At 72.1% G+C, this 14,475-nt stretch carries 12 protein-coding genes and 1 pseudogene; 5 read left to right on the top strand and 8 right to left on the bottom strand.

Features of this window, described 5'->3' with window-relative positions:
- Window positions 1-50 precede the first annotated feature (50 nt).
- Both AB5J51_RS36010 and AB5J51_RS36005 read right to left on the bottom strand, forming a co-directional pair.
- Window positions 51-1,859 (bottom strand): protein kinase, encoded by a 1,809-nt coding sequence (locus AB5J51_RS36010; RefSeq protein WP_369779628.1) that lies wholly within the window; start codon window positions 1,857-1,859, stop codon window positions 51-53.
- A 99-nt stretch (window positions 1,860-1,958) separates the two neighbouring features.
- Window positions 1,959-2,615, bottom strand: coding sequence for a TetR family transcriptional regulator (locus AB5J51_RS36005; RefSeq protein WP_133899098.1), 657 nt, complete (start codon window positions 2,613-2,615; stop codon window positions 1,959-1,961).
- A gap of 109 nt (window positions 2,616-2,724) precedes the next feature.
- Between AB5J51_RS36005 and AB5J51_RS36000 the strand changes: the two genes are divergently transcribed.
- Both AB5J51_RS36000 and AB5J51_RS35995 read left to right on the top strand, forming a co-directional pair.
- Window positions 2,725-2,907, top strand: a complete 183-nt coding sequence (locus AB5J51_RS36000) for a hypothetical protein (RefSeq protein ID WP_053787427.1) — start codon at window positions 2,725-2,727, stop codon at window positions 2,905-2,907.
- A complete protein-coding gene (locus AB5J51_RS35995) occupies window positions 2,904-3,170 on the top strand; it encodes a hypothetical protein (protein WP_053787428.1) in 267 nt (88 codons plus the stop codon). Before AB5J51_RS36000 ends, AB5J51_RS35995 begins: the two co-directional genes overlap by 4 nt.
- Before the next feature lie 54 nt (window positions 3,171-3,224).
- On the opposite strand, the gene AB5J51_RS35990 is transcribed toward AB5J51_RS35995, so the two are convergent.
- The 3 genes from AB5J51_RS35990 to AB5J51_RS35980 all read right to left on the bottom strand — a co-directional run bounded on the left by AB5J51_RS35990 (window position 3,225) and on the right by AB5J51_RS35980 (window position 6,851).
- On the bottom strand, window positions 3,225-4,184 hold the full coding sequence (locus AB5J51_RS35990; protein ID WP_369779627.1) for an aldo/keto reductase family oxidoreductase: 960 nt from the start codon (window positions 4,182-4,184) through the stop codon (window positions 3,225-3,227).
- A 308-nt stretch (window positions 4,185-4,492) separates the two neighbouring features.
- Window positions 4,493-6,214, bottom strand: a complete 1,722-nt coding sequence (locus AB5J51_RS35985; RefSeq protein WP_053787429.1) for an acyl-CoA dehydrogenase family protein — start codon at window positions 6,212-6,214, stop codon at window positions 4,493-4,495.
- Between the two features lie 70 nt (window positions 6,215-6,284).
- The gene (locus AB5J51_RS35980) at window positions 6,285-6,851 is read right to left on the bottom strand and encodes a PadR family transcriptional regulator (RefSeq protein ID WP_053787430.1); all 567 of its coding nucleotides are present in this window, start codon (window positions 6,849-6,851) and stop codon (window positions 6,285-6,287) included.
- A gap of 160 nt (window positions 6,852-7,011) precedes the next feature.
- Here AB5J51_RS35980 and AB5J51_RS35975 point away from each other — a divergent pair, with 160 nt between their 5' ends.
- Window positions 7,012-9,291 carry an immune inhibitor A domain-containing protein gene (locus AB5J51_RS35975; RefSeq protein ID WP_369779626.1) on the top strand — a complete coding sequence of 760 codons (2,280 nt, stop codon included), beginning with the start codon at window positions 7,012-7,014 and terminating at the stop codon, window positions 9,289-9,291.
- 208 nt (window positions 9,292-9,499) lie between these two features.
- On the opposite strand, the gene AB5J51_RS35970 is transcribed toward AB5J51_RS35975, so the two are convergent.
- The 3 genes and pseudogenes from AB5J51_RS35970 to AB5J51_RS35960 all read right to left on the bottom strand — a co-directional run bounded on the left by AB5J51_RS35970 (window position 9,500) and on the right by AB5J51_RS35960 (window position 11,691).
- Window positions 9,500-10,675, bottom strand: a complete 1,176-nt coding sequence (locus tag AB5J51_RS35970; RefSeq protein ID WP_369779625.1) for a GDSL-type esterase/lipase family protein — start codon at window positions 10,673-10,675, stop codon at window positions 9,500-9,502.
- Window positions 10,676-10,726: 51 nt separating this feature from the next.
- Window positions 10,727-11,041: pseudogene (locus tag AB5J51_RS35965) on the bottom strand (FTR1 family protein); the annotation flags it as partial.
- A gap of 53 nt (window positions 11,042-11,094) precedes the next feature.
- On the bottom strand, window positions 11,095-11,691 hold the full coding sequence (locus AB5J51_RS35960; RefSeq protein ID WP_369780371.1) for a phosphatase PAP2 family protein: 597 nt from the start codon (window positions 11,689-11,691) through the stop codon (window positions 11,095-11,097).
- 560 nt (window positions 11,692-12,251) lie between these two features.
- Between AB5J51_RS35960 and AB5J51_RS35955 the strand changes: the two genes are divergently transcribed.
- Together AB5J51_RS35955 and AB5J51_RS35950 are read left to right on the top strand one after the other, a co-directional pair.
- Window positions 12,252-13,709, top strand: coding sequence for an alpha/beta hydrolase family protein (locus AB5J51_RS35955; RefSeq protein ID WP_369780370.1), 1,458 nt, complete (start codon window positions 12,252-12,254; stop codon window positions 13,707-13,709).
- Between the two features lie 88 nt (window positions 13,710-13,797).
- A complete protein-coding gene (locus AB5J51_RS35950) occupies window positions 13,798-14,397 on the top strand; it encodes an acyltransferase (protein ID WP_053787435.1) in 600 nt (199 codons plus the stop codon).
- The last annotated feature ends 78 nt before the right edge of the window (window positions 14,398-14,475 follow it).

Here is a 14,475-nt window from a genome sequence, read left to right as displayed (position 1 = left end):
CGGCCCCGGGTCGGCGCGCTGAGCCTTTCAGGAGCCCTGCGCAGCGGCCGCTACGGAATCCGCCACTGCTGGGCTTTGCTCCCGGAGCAGTCGACCACCGTCAGCTGGTTGCCGGCGCCGTTGTCCGTGAGGCACCCGCCCTGGAACGAGATGTCCTTGATGAAGTACGCGCCCGCCGCGGGGGCTTTCTCCAGGTTCCACCACACGTCTCCGGCGAACGGGCCGGCGAGCTCGACGCGAACGGTTTCGTTGAACTGCGTGAGCGCCCGCGCCATCGCGATGCCGTTCGAGCCGCACGTCTTGAAGCTGTCGTAGTTGCTCTTTTCGTGGAGCCAGCCGAATGCGGTGGTGCCCCCCATGATGACCTTGGCGTTTCCCTGCGGGGCGGAGCCGCTGAAGCCGATCTTGAGCCCGTCGCCCACGTTGGTGATGGCGCCCCAGCTCGATCCGCCGCAGCCCTGCGGCGGATTGGACCCGCCGTTGGCCGATCCTCCGGGGGTCGAGCCTCCGCCTCCGGGTGTGCCCCCTCCCCCGGCGCCGCCGCCCGGCCCCGAGCCGGCCTGGCTCCCGCCGTTGCCGGATCCGCCTGCGGCCGGCTGGGGGTTCGGGACCGGCGCCGCGCCGCCCACGCCGCCCGCGGCGGCGGCCCCACCACCGCCCTGCGCGCCCGGGTTCTCGCCGGGCGGCGGGGGCGAGGCATCGGGCGTGCCGGCCGCCGCGCTCCCCGAGGGGGACGCGCCGGGGCTCTGGCTCCCGCTGCCGGATGCCGGCGCGGACACGGAGGTGGAGGGGTGCTGCCCGGGCCCGCTCGCATCGCTCTGCCGCGCACCGGGGTCGATGTAGAAGACGGTGACGGCCACCGAGACCGTGATCGTCACACTGAACCCGATCGCGAGCGGCGCGGAGACGGACGCGGGGATGCGCAGCCGGTCCCGCCACGACCGCCGCAGCTCGGCGCCGGCCCCCGCGGCCGGGGCGGTCCCCGCGACGACCGGTCCCGCCGGTGCGTCGAGCTCACCCAGCGGCCGACCGGCCGCCGCGCGCCGCGCCGCCGCAGCCATCACCGAGGCGTCGGCGTAGCGCTCCTCGGGCCGCTTGGCCAGTGCCCTGGCGACGAAGGCGCGTACCGGCTCGGGGAATTCGGCAGGGAGGTCCGGAACCGGCTCCCTGATGTGCTTGAGCGCGATCTCGACGACCGATTCGCCCGTGAACGGCGGTTCCCCGGTGAGCAGTTCGAAGCACACCACGCCCATGGAGTACAGGTCGGACGCGGCGATGGCGCCGAGCCCCTCCGCCTGCTCGGGAGCCATGTACAGCGCCGTCCCGAGCACCGCGTGCGAGTCGGTGATCCCGGTGCTGGCCGCGCTGGAACGGGCGATGCCGAAGTCGGTGACCGTCACCCGGCCGTCCTCGCCGAGCATCAGGTTCGACGGCTTGATGTCGCGGTGCGTGACACCCTGCAGGTGCGCGGCGTGGAGTGCATCGAGGGCCTGCCCTGCGATGTCGAGTGCCTGCTCGACGGGGAGGGGCCCGGACTGCGCGCGGACCTCGTGCAGCGTCCGCCCCTCGACGAGGTCCATGACGATGTACGCGACCTGCTCACCGGATTCGATCCGGCTCTCGCCATAGTCGTGCACGTCGACGATGCCCGGGTGGCTGAGCGAGGCGAGGACCGTGGCCTCGCGGCGGAACCGCGCCGCGAACGAGACGTCGTCGAGCAGCGCGGGAAGCAGGACCTTCACGGCGACCTGCCGTCTGAGCACGTCGTCGTCGGCACGCCAGACCTCCCCCATGCCACCGCCGCCGATCCGCTCGGCCAGTGTGTACCGGTCCCCGAGGACCGTCCCCCGCCCCCACATATCCGCCCCTGTCCCGACTCGCTGGTGGTCAGCCAAAGTCCGTCCGGCTGAGGATACTTGGGCGCCCGCGAGCTTCCACGTCCCCCTCGGGCATCGTGATCAATCGTGATCGGACGACGGCTGCCGGAGCCGTTCGGGGGTCCAGTTCAGCCGCCCCGTGTGGATCAGCCGGAGTTGGCGACGGGCGGTACGCGTGACCGCCGCCCACTCCTCGCCCTCCGGGCCGGCGGCCAGGTAGGCGGAAACCGTCATCACCATGTGGTCGACGTACAGGCGTGCCAGCATGAGCAGGTCGTCCGCGCTCCAGCCCGCACTCAGCGGATCGGCGCCCAGGCGTTCGGCCACCTCGTCGGCGAACGCGTCGAGCTGGCCCGCCACCGCCTCGCGCACCCTGCGCACGCCGCCGTGCCGTTCCCGCACGATGAACCGGATGTGCCCGGGGTACTCCCGTACGAGTTCGGCCATCAGGCCCACGGTGGTGTCGATCCGCTGCTCCGCGTCGCCGGAGGCGGTGAGGGTCGAGCGGACGGTGCCGTGCAGGCTCTGCAACGCCTCGTCCACCAGCGCGATGCCCAGCTCTTCTGTGTCGCGGAAGTGCCGGTAGAAGGCCGTCGGGGTGACTCCCGCGACGCGGGTCACCTCCCGCAGGCCGAGGCTGCCGAGGCCCTGCTCCTCCAGCAGCGACAGGGCTGCGTCCAGCAAGGCCCTGCGGGTTTTGTGCCGTTGGGCCTGCCGTGCCCCGATGGTCTCACTCATGACGAAAAGTCAACCCCCGATTCCCTGATTCCGCGGCTTGCATTTAGACTGAGCAGTCAGTGCACAACTGTCTCCTATTTTTTGGAGTGAGCACGATGGAGGTAGCACGATGCTCTTCCTGATAGCGGCCCTCATGCTGATGGGGGTCGTCCTGGGAACCGTGGCCCATGTGCCCATCGACATATCCCTCGCCGCCACCGCCGCGATCGCCTGCTGGCTGCTGGTCTTCGCGGTGCGCGAGCGGACCACCCGGCGCCACCGACCGGCCGGCCGACAGGAAGGACGATCATGAATACCCGCGGTACCGCGTACCCCGCGCCCGTCGTCCGTCAGGCCGACGGGATGGCGGTGGCCTCGTTCGTGTTCGGCCTGATCGGTCTCCTCGCGATGAACCTGTTCCTCGGGCCGACCGCGATCGTCCTCGCCGCCCTCGCCCTGCACCGCGGTACGAGCCGTCCCGGGCGCGCCCGGCTCGGTCTCGCCCTGGGCGTCGCCGACCTCGTCGTCCTCGCCTGGGTGGTCAGCGCGGACCAGACCTGGTCGTGGAGCATCTGACCGCCGCACCCTGACACCGACACCCTCACACCGCCGACCCGCCGGGCGGCCCCGCTACGGCAGCGGGGCTCCGCGGGCGGCGATCCACAGCTCGTACCACTCCTCGTGCGTGAGGTCCGGTTCGCGCAGCGCGGCGTCGCGGCAGGCCCGGATCCGCTCGGGGCGGCCGCTGCCCACGACGGGGGCCACCCGTGCGGGATGCCGCTGCAGCCACCACAGCAGTACCGTCTCCGGCGTCGTGCCCTTGGAGTCGGCCAGCGACCGCAGGAGGCGGGCCGTTGCATGCTCCTCGGGGCTCTCCTGCCGGCCGGTGAACCGGCCCTGCGCCAGCGCGCCCCAGGCCTGGACGCGGACACCGTTCTCATGGCAGTACTCGAGCGTCCCGGCCGGGAAGCCGTTCCCCGCCGCCGCGGCCGTGTTGACGAGGACCCCGCCCTCGAGCCAGTCCCGCCGGTCCAGGCTCATCTCCAACTGGTTGGCGACCAGCGGGAACTCCAGGTGCCGCTGCAGGGCGGCGATCTGCGCGGCGTTCATGTTCGAGACGCCGAACCGGCGGACCAGTCCTTGGTCCCGCAGCGAGGTGAGGGCCGCCGCGATGTCCTCCGGGGCGGCCAGCGGGTCGGGCCGGTGCAGGAGCAGCACGTCGATGACGTCGGTGCGCAGGCGGCCGAGGCTCTCCTCGACGCGCCGCACGACGGAGGGGCCGCGCAGGTCGTACATGCCCGGGAGGTCGCCGTCCGCCAGCCGGATCCCGCACTTCGTCTGGAGCACGATCCGCTCGCGGAGGCCGGGGGTGCGGGCGATGACCTCTCCGAAGACGGCCTCCGCCTTGCCGCGCCGGTAGATGTCGGCATGGTCGAAGGTGTCGATTCCGCTGTCCAGCGCCGCCGCGATCGCCGCCTCCGCCTCATCGACGTCGGCGGGGCCGTACGTATCGGTGTCCCAGCTGCCGCCGAGCGCCATGCATCCGTACAGCAGCCGGGTGCCGTCCTTCTCCGGTGGTGTGATCGCCATCCGGCCACCCTACGAGGTCCCGGCGCCGCCCCGTGCCCGGGCTCCGCGGGTGGGCGTCCGGGCCGACGGCCTCGTGGCGGGCCGGGGGCGCGGGGCCTCCACGGGCTTCTTCTGCGGCGGAGGCGTCCTGGGCGGGTAGGAGGGCGGCACCTTCGGTCCCCTCGCACGGGTCGGCTTCGTGGTCATGCCACCACGCTACGGGCCGGGCCGCGTTCCCGGGCCGGGGTCGGCCACCCGAGGTGACCGCTCGGCCCACCACCGCGCGGGCGACGCGGTGGTGGGCCGGAGCGGCCGCTGTGTTGCCGTCGTTACGGGGCCATCTCGTACGCCCCGGACAGCGCCTCGACACGGTCCCACACCCGGGCGGAGCGGGCTGCATCGATGACCGGACGCCGGATCGCGCCCATGGCCCAGCTCTGCTGCTCCTCGGTGGCGGAGTCCTTGCCGTGCAGCTCGACGGAGTGCGCGGAGAAGTCGCGTACGAGGACTGCGAACAGCTCGTCCAGCACGTCCTCGTCCAGGCCGGTCAGCTGCGCCTGCTCCAGGATCAGCTGGCCGTGGACGACCAGCGCGAAGAGCTGGCCGACGGCGAGCAGGAGGTCCAGGTCGCGGCTCTGCTCCTCGTCGGGGGCCGCGGTGGTAACGAACGTGCACAGCGCGTCCGCCTGCTCGCGGAAGCGGGCGACGTTGGGCAGGGCCGCGTACGCGTCGAAGGCGGGGCGCCAGTCGTGGAAGCGTACGGAGCCGAGGCCTCGGGCCGGGCCCTGCCGGAAGAGGAAGTCGTCGTCGGCCGCGTCGAGGCGGGTCGGGACGGGCGCGTACTCGGCGGGGTCCAGCAGGTGGTTGCGCATGAACTTGAGGATCAGCGCGAGGTTGACGTGGACCGTGCCCTCCAGCTTGGGCAGCCCGCGGATCTCGACGGCGGCCTGGGCGAAGTAGTTGTCCTTCTCGAAGCCCTTGGCGGCGATGACGTCCCACATCAGGTCGATGACCTTCTCGCCCTCCGTGGTCACCTTCATCTTCGTCATCGGGTTGAAGAGGAGGTAGCGGCGGTCGTCGGGGCCCGCGGTGCGGAAGTAGTCGACGGCGCGGTCGCTGAACAGCTTCATCCCGACGAGACGGACGTACGCGTCGGTCAGCTCGCGGCGCACGTGCGGGAAGGCCGTGACGGGGCGGCCGTACAGGATGCGGTTCTGCGCGTGGGTGACGGCCTCGTACATCGCGTGCTCGCAGATGCCGATCGAGGCGGTGCAGAGGTTGAACTTGCCGACGTTGACGGTGTTGAGGGCGGCGTCGAAGGCGGCGCGGCCGGTGTGCAGGACGTCCTCCGGGCCGACCGGGTAGTCCTCGAGGCGGAACTCGCTGACGTACTTGGAGGAGTCGACGACGTTCTTCACCAGGTGGTAGGCCGGGTGGCGGCTGTCGGCGGCGAAGAAGACGTAACCGTCCGGGCCCTCGACGTCGGTGCGGCGGCCGAAGACGGAGACGAGAGCGGCTGCGTTGCCGTTGCCGATGTAGTACTTGGAGCCGGTGGCCCGGAATCCGCCGTTGCCGTCGGGCTCCAGCAGCATGTCGGTGGAGTAGATGTCGGCGCCGTGCGCCTTCTCCGACAGGCCGAAGGCGGAGACCTCGCCCTGGGAGAGGAGTTCGGCGGCGCGGGCGCGGGCGGCGGCGTTGTCGCTCTGCCAGACGGGGCCGAGGCCGAGGATGGTCACCTGCCACGCGTACCAGTAGTCGAGGCCGTAGAACCCGAAGATCTCGTTGAGGGCGGCGATCCGGGCGGTGTCCCAGCGCTTGTCGGCGTGGCCCTCGGCAGCGGAGGCCGGGGTGAGGAAGGTGGCGAACAGGCCTTCCTTGGCGGAGAAGGCGAGGAAGTCGCCCAGCCAGGCGCGGGTGCGGTAGTCCTCGATCAGCTTGCGCTTGCCGCGCTCCTCGAACCAGTCGACGGTGGCGCGCAGCAGCCTGCGGGTCTCGGGGTCGAAGTGCTGCGGGTCGTAGGTGCGCGGGTTGAACAGCAGGGCGTCGGCCATGGAGGTCCGCCTTCCGAGGGTCGGGTCGAGGGGTGAAGGGTGCTGGTTCCGGGCGCGGGGGGGGGACGGTTCAGCTGCGCGGGCGGGGCGCGGCGAGCCGGTGGACGGTGGCGAGCACGTCGTCGAGCCAGGCGATCGTCATGCGTTCGTACGCGATGCCGCCGCGGAGCACGACGTGCTGGAGTTCCTGGCCGGCGTCGGGTGGTGCGGGGGCCTCGGGCCCGGTGAAGTCGCGCAGTTCCCCGGCGAGGTAGTGGGCGAGCCGGTCCCGGTGGACCTGGCGGTGGCGCTCGACCTCGTGGACGAGTGCGGCCGGGTCGTCGAAGGCCGCTCCGCGGATCTTCACGGCGAGGTCGTGCCGGAGGCTCTCGGGTTCGATCGGCTCGTGCAGCCACCGGGAGAGGGCGGCGCGGCCGGGGCCGGCGACGGAGTACTCCTTCTTGTCCGGCCGGCCCTGCTGCGCCACCTCACGGACGGCGAGCAGGCCGTCGGTCTCCATGCGCTTGAGGACGCGGTAGATCTGCTGATGGGTGGCGGTCCAGAAATAGCCGATGGACCGCTCGAAGCGCCGGGCCAGCTCATAGCCTGAACCCGGCTTCTCCAGCAGCGAGACGAGGATCGCGTGTTCGAGCGCCATACCCCCGATCCTTCTATGCAACTCGTTGCATAGACAAGCCGCAGCGCCCGGGTGAGACGCGGCTCACGGCACCCTAGCCGTCACCTGTGACATGTGAAATATTACCTGCGCTTCGACCGAACTCACCGAAAGGTCAGCCACGTTGCGCAGACTCCCCGCGGTGGTAGCGGCGATATCCCTCGCCCTCCTCGCCACCCCCGCGCTCGCCGCGCCCGCCCCGCCGCCCGCCGCGGCGCGGCCGGCCCCCGAACTCTCTCCCGCCCCGCCGCCCGCACCGCTGGAGCTCCAGCGCCAGAGCCTGCGCCGTCAGGCGCTCGAGGGCGTCGCCTCCGGCGCCACCGCGGCGGAGGCGGACGGCACGCTCCCCCGCCGGGCCGCGGTCGGCAAGCGGTACGTCGAACTCGCCCAGGAGCGCAAGGACAAGGTATTCGTGATCCTCGCCGAGTTCGGCGATCAGGTGGACACGACCACCGAGTTCGAGGGCAAGCCGCGCTTCGGCGGCACGCCCGGTCCCCGCCACAACACCATCGGCAAGCCGGCGAAGAGCGACAACCACACCCTGTGGCGCAAGGACTTCAGCCAGGCGTACTACCAGCAGCAGTTCTTCGGCACCGACCCCGGCGCCGTCACCCTCCGCAACTACTACCGGCTGCAGTCCTCCGGCCGCTACGACATGGACGGCCAGGTCAGCGACTGGGTACGGCTGCCGTGGAACGAAGCCCGGTACGGGACCGACAACTGCTCCGAGCCCGGCCAGTGCCGCACCAACTGGGACCTCGTGCGCGACGCCACCAACGCCTGGTACCACACCGAGCGCGCCAAGGGCCGTACCCCGGAGCAGATCAAGGCCCAGCTGGCCGAGTACGACGTATGGGACCGCTACGACGCCGACCACGACGGCAACTTCGACGAGCCGGACGGCTATCTCGACCACCTCGTCGTCGTCCACGGGGGCAAGGACCAGACCTGGGGCGGCGGTGACCAGGGCAAGGACGCCGTGTGGGCGCACCGCTGGTTCGCGTACTGGGACCAGGCCGGCAGCGCGGGTCCTGCGGACAACAAGGCGGGCGGCACCCCGGTCGGCGACTCCGGCATCTGGGCCGGCGACTACCTGACCGGCGGCGAGAACAGCGGGGTCGGCCTGTTCGCCCACGAGTTCGGGCACGACCTCGGGCTGCCCGACCTGTACAGCTCCGACGGGGACAACAGCGTCAACTTCTGGTCGTTGATGTCCTCGGCCTCCTACCTGGGCAAGGGCCGGAACACCACCGGCGACTACCCCGGCGACCTCGACCCCTGGAGCAAACTGCAACTGGGCTGGCTCGAGTACACCGAGGCCGACGCGGGCCGCAAGACGCGCGCCGTGCTCGGGGTATCCGGGTACAACACCGAGGACCCGCAGGCGTTGTTGGTGCATCTGCCGCCGTCGGTGACCCGCACCGATCTGGCCGACCCGTACGAGGGCGCCAGCCAGTGGTGGAGCGGCACCGGCGACTTCATGGACAACACCCTGACCCGCACGGTCGACCTCTCGGGCGCGGGGCGGCCGGCCCGGCTCGACGCCCGGGTCTGGTACGACATCGAGCAGGACTTCGACTTCCTGACCGTGGAGGCCTCGACGGACGGCGGCACCAGCTGGTCGCCGCTGCCGGGCACCATCGGCGGCGCGGCGATCCCGGCGAAGGGGATCTCCGGCACCTCGGGCGGCTGGGCCGAACTCGCCGTGCCCCTGGACGGGTTGGCCGGGCGCAGCGTCCAGCTGCGCCTCCGGGTGACCTCGGACGGCAACACGCACGGCAAGGGCGTCACGTTCGACGACATCCGGATCACGGCGGGTGAGCGGGAGGTGCTGCGCGACGGCGCCGAGCAGGGCGCGAACGGCTGGAACGCGCTGAAGTGGTCCCGTACGCAGGGCCGTACGGGCACCGCGGAGCACCCGCGCGCGTACCTGGTCGAGAACCGGCGCTACACCGGGTACGGGGCCTACCTCAAGACCGGTCCGTACAACTTCGGCGCCGGGGACGACTCGGTGGAGTTCTACCCGTACCAGCAGGGCGTGCTCATCTGGCTGTGGGACACGGCGTACAGCGACAACACCACGAAGGCGCACCCGGGCGCGGGGATGCTGCTCCCCGTCGACGCGCGACCGGAGCCGCTGCGCCACGCCGACGGAACGCTGCTCAATGCGCGGGCGCAGACCTTCGACGCGACGTTCTCGACGCGCCCGAGCGACGAGATCGTGCTGCACAAGGCGGGCGTACCGGTGCTCGTTCCGGCGCGGCCGGGTGTCCCGGTCTTCGACGACCGGCGGGGCGGCTACTGGAACGCCGACCTGCCGCAGGTGGGCGTGAAGGTACCGGACACCGGGACCCGGATCGCCGTGGTGAAGGAGGCTTCCGGGGGCGCCCTGACCACGGTCCAGGTCAGCCCGTCCCCCTGACGCACGGCCGCAGGACCGGTCCTCTCGGCGTTGGGGCGCCGAGAGGACCGGAGCGGGGCTCCGACTCCGGACTCGGGGCACTCGGTCCGGCGATGCCTCCAGATCGAGTTCGCCTCACGGGTCTGGGCACCGGCCGCAACGGCGGCGCGCATGCGCTCGACCACGGAGTCGGGCGCCGGGCGCAGGAGAGTGCGCGCGATGCGGTGGCTCAGTCGCTGCGGGCGGTGAAAGGGCCGCCGGTGCCGAAGGCCAGTTCGGCGAAGCGGTCGCCCATGCGGCGGTGGGTGGCGGCGTCCGGGTGGAGTTGGTCGGGGAGCGGGAGGTCGGCGAAGTCCGCCTCGCCGTAGAGCTCGCGGCCGTCGGCGTAGTGCAGGTGGGGGTCGTCGGCCGCCCGTTGTTCCACGATGCGGGCCAGCTCCTCGCGGATGACGTTGAGCGTCAGCTTCCCGGTGGCCCGCTCGGCGGGGTCGCCCGCGGCCCGGAACTGGAGCCTCCCGGCGCTGAGGGTGCTGAAGTCCGGGGCGGTGGGGCCGGGGGTGTCCTCGTGGATGGGGCACAGGATGGGCGAGACGACCAGCAGCGGCGTGGTGGGATGCCCCTCGCGGACGGTGTCGAGGAAGCCGTGCACCGCCGGGGTGAACGCGCGCAGACGCATCAGGTCCATGTTGACCAGGTTGAGGCCGATCTTGACGCTGATCAGGTCCGCGGGGGTGTCCCGCATCGCCCGGGCGGTGAACGGATCCAGCAGGGCGCTGCCGCCCAGCCCGAGGTTGACCAGCTCCACACCGCCGAGTGAGGCGGCCAGTGCCGGCCAGGTCGTGGAGGGGCTCGCGGCGTCCGAGCCGTGGCTGATCGAACTGCCGTGGTGCAGCCACACCCTGCGGCTCCCCCGGGGTACGGGCTCGACGGGGGCGTCCGTGCGCAGGGCGACGAGCTCGGTGATCTCGTTGTACGGCAGCCAGATCTCGACGTCCTTCGGCCGGTCGGGCAGACCGGTGAACCGTACGGTGCCGACCGGCCCGGGGCGGGTCTCCGCGGTCCCGGTGGTCATGTCGACCATGAGGACGTTGCCGCCGGTCACACCGGACTGCCCGGCCAGGCGGCCGTCGACCAGGAGGTCGTACACGCCATCGGGGCGGGGCGGTGCGCCCGCGTAGGCCGTCTTCGTGCGGAGCGTGTCCAGCTCGGCGACGGTGGCCCGGGTGCGGAACACCAGCCGTACGCCGGAGGGCTGGGCCTCCGCCATGGCCAGCTGCCCGTCGGTGCACTGCGCGCGGGCCCGGGCCGGCAGCCGGTGCGGGAGCAGACCGTGCTCGGTGCGCTCCAGGTCGTGGGCGCCGCGCAGGAGTTCCGCGCTGATGGGTGTGGTGGTCAGGTCGTCCATGATCTCAGCCTGTCAACCTGACGCCGGATGCGCACATCAGTTTGTGCCGGTTCAGTCGGCCGTGGTGGAGCGGGCCGGGCTGTCGGCCGTGGTGGAACGGCGCCGGGGTGCCAGGAAGAAGACCATCGCGGGGACGAGGTAGAGGCCCCAGACGACCACCTGGAGCACGGTCGGGTCGGGCTGGAAGTTGAACACGCCCTTGAGGAGGGTCCCGTACCAGCTGTCGGCCGGGACGGTGGCGCTGATGTCGAAGGCGCGGGTGTGCAGACCGGGGAGGAAGCCGGCCTCCTGGAGGTCGTGGAGCCCGTACGCGAGGACGCCCGCCGCGACGACGATCAGCATCCCGCCGGTCCAGGTGAAGAACTCTTCAGGTGCCGCGCGGTGCGCCGCATCCAGAAGACCATCCAGACAGCCTGATGTCACATACGGTTCGCCGCGGCCAAGGCCTTTGCGGCGGTCAGCCACATCAGGGCGTAGAGCCAGCCGCCGAGCACGTCCGTGGGCCAGTGCACGCCGAGGTAGATCCGGGACAGGCCGACGGAGACCGCCCAGCAGGCCGCCAGGACCCAGCAGAACCGGGCGGTGGCCGGAGTCGCCGTACGCCATGCGGCCCAGGCCAGCAGCCCGGCCACGATCACCGAGGTGGTGGCGTGGCCCGAGGGGAAGGCGGACCACGCGGCGAGCGCAGCCCAGTCGGCGACGGGCGGACGCGGCCGCGCCACGCCGTACAGGACGGCGTGGCGCACGGCCTGGACGAGCACCAGAAAACCGAGCGCGCCCGCGGCAGTCATCACCCGGCCGCGGGAACCCCGGCCCGCGATGAGCCCGGCGGCGACGGCGCATGCGTACGGGAGGGGACCGCTGCCGGTTGCCGTGATGCCGCGTGCAAGGGCCACCGGGAAGGAGGAGCGGTGCTGCACCGACCACCGGTGCCAGCTCTCGTCGAGGGCGAACGGTGTGCCGTGCCGGGCCACGACCAGGGCGGTGAGCAGTGCGAACAGTGCGGCGCACAGCACTGAGGCCAAGGCCCAACGGGTGGGCGACGGCGCCTGGCCGGTCTTCATCAGGAGGCGATCCGCGGCCGCGGCGGCGGCGTGGCGCCTGAGAGAGCGGCTGCCATGGGGAACAACTCCCGTGCGGTGAAGGGGTGAGAGCCCGTCTACGGAACTGTAGACGATCGGGGTACGCAGTATCCCCCGGCCGACACGAACCCGGACCGGCCCAGGGTGAGGCAGCCCCCGACCGTACGCCAGGTCAGGGCTCCAGGGCCGGAAGACGCGACCACGCGGGCCCACGCGGGCGGCGCGATTCGCGGAGTACATGTGCCTGACGGTCCACAGGGACCGGGCGGGGCCTGGTGACGTGCCGCGCTACGGCCCTCCCGTGGGGAGTGCGGGAGGGCCGTGTGCCCGGGATGGTCCGGAGCCACACCATATGCACGGATACGCGCAACACGACAGGCATATGACAAGAGAAATTCCGGAGAGCACTCGATGCGACTCAGGTCGCAGGACCGACCCGACCCGAGGGTGACGCCACGAAGCCCGAGCGCCTCGACGATGGCGACGTGAAAGCGATGAGTGCATACGTCCAGATGTCCCCCTGGGAGGCCCTCCTGGTGCTGGGAGCAGTCGTGCTGGTCCTGGCGCGGTGGCTGCCGCCCCGGCTCCGGAGACCGGTCACCGTCGCCGCTTCGGCGGTCGTCGTGGCGGCCGGGGCGGTGCTCGGCGTGATCGGGCTGCGCTGGCAGATGGTGCCGGTGCTGGCCGGCGCGGCGGTCGCCCTCCCCTTCGCCCTGTCGCCGCTGCTGCGAGGGCGTACCGGGCGGGCGGCGCGCAGGGCTCCGTGGTGGCTCGCGCTCCCGGGGTCGGTGGTGTGCCTCGCGCTGATCGCCGCGGGCCCGGCAGCGGCCTGGGCCCTGCCCACCCCGGCGTTCCCCGAGCCGTCCGGACCGTTCGCGGTCGGCACCACCGTGCTGGAGCTGACCGACCCCGAGCGCCCCGAGACCGCCACCGCCGCACCCGAGGACCGGCGTACGGTCGTCGCCCAGTTCTGGTACCCGGCCGGGAAGGACACCGCGGGCACCGGCCGCGCCCAGTACCTCGGACGCACCGCACACGAGGCGCGCGTCGTCTCCGACGCCCTCGCGGACTACGCCGGTCTCCCCCGAATCCTGCTGGACGGCCTCCCGCGCGCCCACACGCATGCGACGTTCGACGCACCCGTGGCCGGCGGCGGAGAACGGTTCCCCGTCGTGCTGTTCTCCCCGGGCCTGGGCGGGGTCCGTACGCAGAACACGGCCTGGGCAGAGGAACTGGCCGGCCACGGCTACGTCGTCGTCGGCCTCGACCACCCCTACGACTCCGCAGGCGTCGTACTCACCGAGGGCCGCACGATCCGTACGAAGGTCTCGGCGACCGGCGACGACGCGGAGGACGAGAAGCGGGCGGCCGGCTGGACGGCGGTCCGCGCCGCGGACCTCAGCTTCGTACGCACCCAGCTGGGCCGCATCGACAGCGGCGAGATGGCCGGCCCGCTCACCGGACACCTCGACACCGGCCGCGTCGTCGCAGCCGGCCACTCCCTCGGCGGGGCCGCGGCCCTGCAGGCGGCCCGCCAGGACCCCCGGTTCGCCGCCGTCATCGACCTGGACGGCGCTCCCCACGACCCGGCGCCGCAGCCCTTCCCCCAGCCGGTGCTCGCACTCACCCAGGCCATCGGCCCGGACACCGACCCGGATTACCTCCCACGCCTCACCCGTGTCCTCGACCTCGGCACCGCCACGAGCTACCGCCTCACCGTCCCCGGGGCCGCACACCTCACCTTCACGGACGCGCCCCTCTACCTGCCGCCCCTCCCCTCGCTCGTCGGCTCCCTGGACCGCACAGCGGGCCCACGCATCACCGCCGCCGCGAGCCTCGCCTTCCTCGACAGCACCCTGCGCCACACCGCCGGCGACCCGGCCACAGCCCTGTCCGCGTACGGCACCCTCGTCGTCCACCACCCGGGCGGGAACCCCAAGTCCACTGCGTGAACAGTCCGTTGATCTCCCGGTGGGCCGCACGCACGGCGCATATGCTCCCCCCTTACGTCAGTACCTCCAGCCGTAAGGGGACCGCCGCGTGAGTGTCCGCATTCAACCCTCCTCCCAGGTCGACGAGACGGCCGAACTCGGGGACGGAACCACGATCTGGGACCTGGCCCAGGTACGGGAGGACGCGCGGCTCGGGCGCGCCTGCATCGTGGGGCGGGGGGCGTACGTGGGCCCCGGCGTGCGGATCGGCGACAACGTGAAGCTGCAGAACTACGCGCTCGTCTACGAGCCCGCCGAACTCGGCGACGGGGTGTTCATCGGCCCGGCCGCCGTGCTCACCAACGATTTCTATCCGCGGGCCGTCGACCCCGACGGCCGGCAGAAGCGCGGCGGCGACTGGGAGGCCGCCGGTGTCGTGGTCGCCGAAGGGGCCTCCCTGGGGGCCCGTTCCGTGTGTGTGGCCGGGGTGCGCATCGGTCGCTGGGCGCTGGTCGCGGCCGGCGCCGTGGTGTCCCGGGACGTACCGGACTTCGCACTGGTCGCAGGGGTGCCGGCCCGCCGCATCGGCTGGGTGGGGCGGGCCGGGGTCCGCCTGGTGGAGCGCGCGGGCGAACCGGGCGTGTGGGAGTGCCCGCGCACCGGTGCGCTGCACGAGGAGAAGGACGAAACGCTGGTCGAACGGACCTGACGGTACGTCGGCAATTTAGGTCAGCGGCATTTCCTCAAAACCGCAATCAACGAACACCCTTGGGCATACCTTGTCCCT

It is taken from the genome of Streptomyces sp. R33, assembly GCF_041200175.1.
GTDB lineage: Bacteria > Actinomycetota > Actinomycetes > Streptomycetales > Streptomycetaceae > Streptomyces > Streptomyces katrae_B.
The sequence above is the reverse complement of the archived record's forward strand: the minus strand, read 5'-3'. Positions and strand labels throughout refer to the sequence as shown.

What these genes read in the sequence shown, in the direction of transcription:
- AB5J51_RS36010 (WP_369779628.1), bottom strand. Translation starts at nt 1,859, where the DNA reads ATGTGGGGGCGGGGGACGGTCCTCGGGGACCGGTACACACTGGCCGAG.
- AB5J51_RS36005 (WP_133899098.1), bottom strand. Translation starts at nt 2,615, where the DNA reads ATGAGTGAGACCATCGGGGCACGGCAGGCCCAACGGCACAAAACCCGC.
- AB5J51_RS36000 (WP_053787427.1), top strand. Translation starts at nt 2,725, where the DNA reads ATGCTCTTCCTGATAGCGGCCCTCATGCTGATGGGGGTCGTCCTGGGA.
- AB5J51_RS35995 (WP_053787428.1), top strand. Translation starts at nt 2,904, where the DNA reads ATGAATACCCGCGGTACCGCGTACCCCGCGCCCGTCGTCCGTCAGGCC.
- AB5J51_RS35990 (WP_369779627.1), bottom strand. Translation starts at nt 4,184, where the DNA reads ATGGCGATCACACCACCGGAGAAGGACGGCACCCGGCTGCTGTACGGA.
- AB5J51_RS35985 (WP_053787429.1), bottom strand. Translation starts at nt 6,214, where the DNA reads ATGGCCGACGCCCTGCTGTTCAACCCGCGCACCTACGACCCGCAGCAC.
- AB5J51_RS35980 (WP_053787430.1), bottom strand. Translation starts at nt 6,851, where the DNA reads ATGGCGCTCGAACACGCGATCCTCGTCTCGCTGCTGGAGAAGCCGGGT.
- AB5J51_RS35970 (WP_369779625.1), bottom strand. Translation starts at nt 10,675, where the DNA reads ATGGACGACCTGACCACCACACCCATCAGCGCGGAACTCCTGCGCGGC.
- AB5J51_RS35955 (WP_369780370.1), top strand. Translation starts at nt 12,252, where the DNA reads ATGAGTGCATACGTCCAGATGTCCCCCTGGGAGGCCCTCCTGGTGCTG.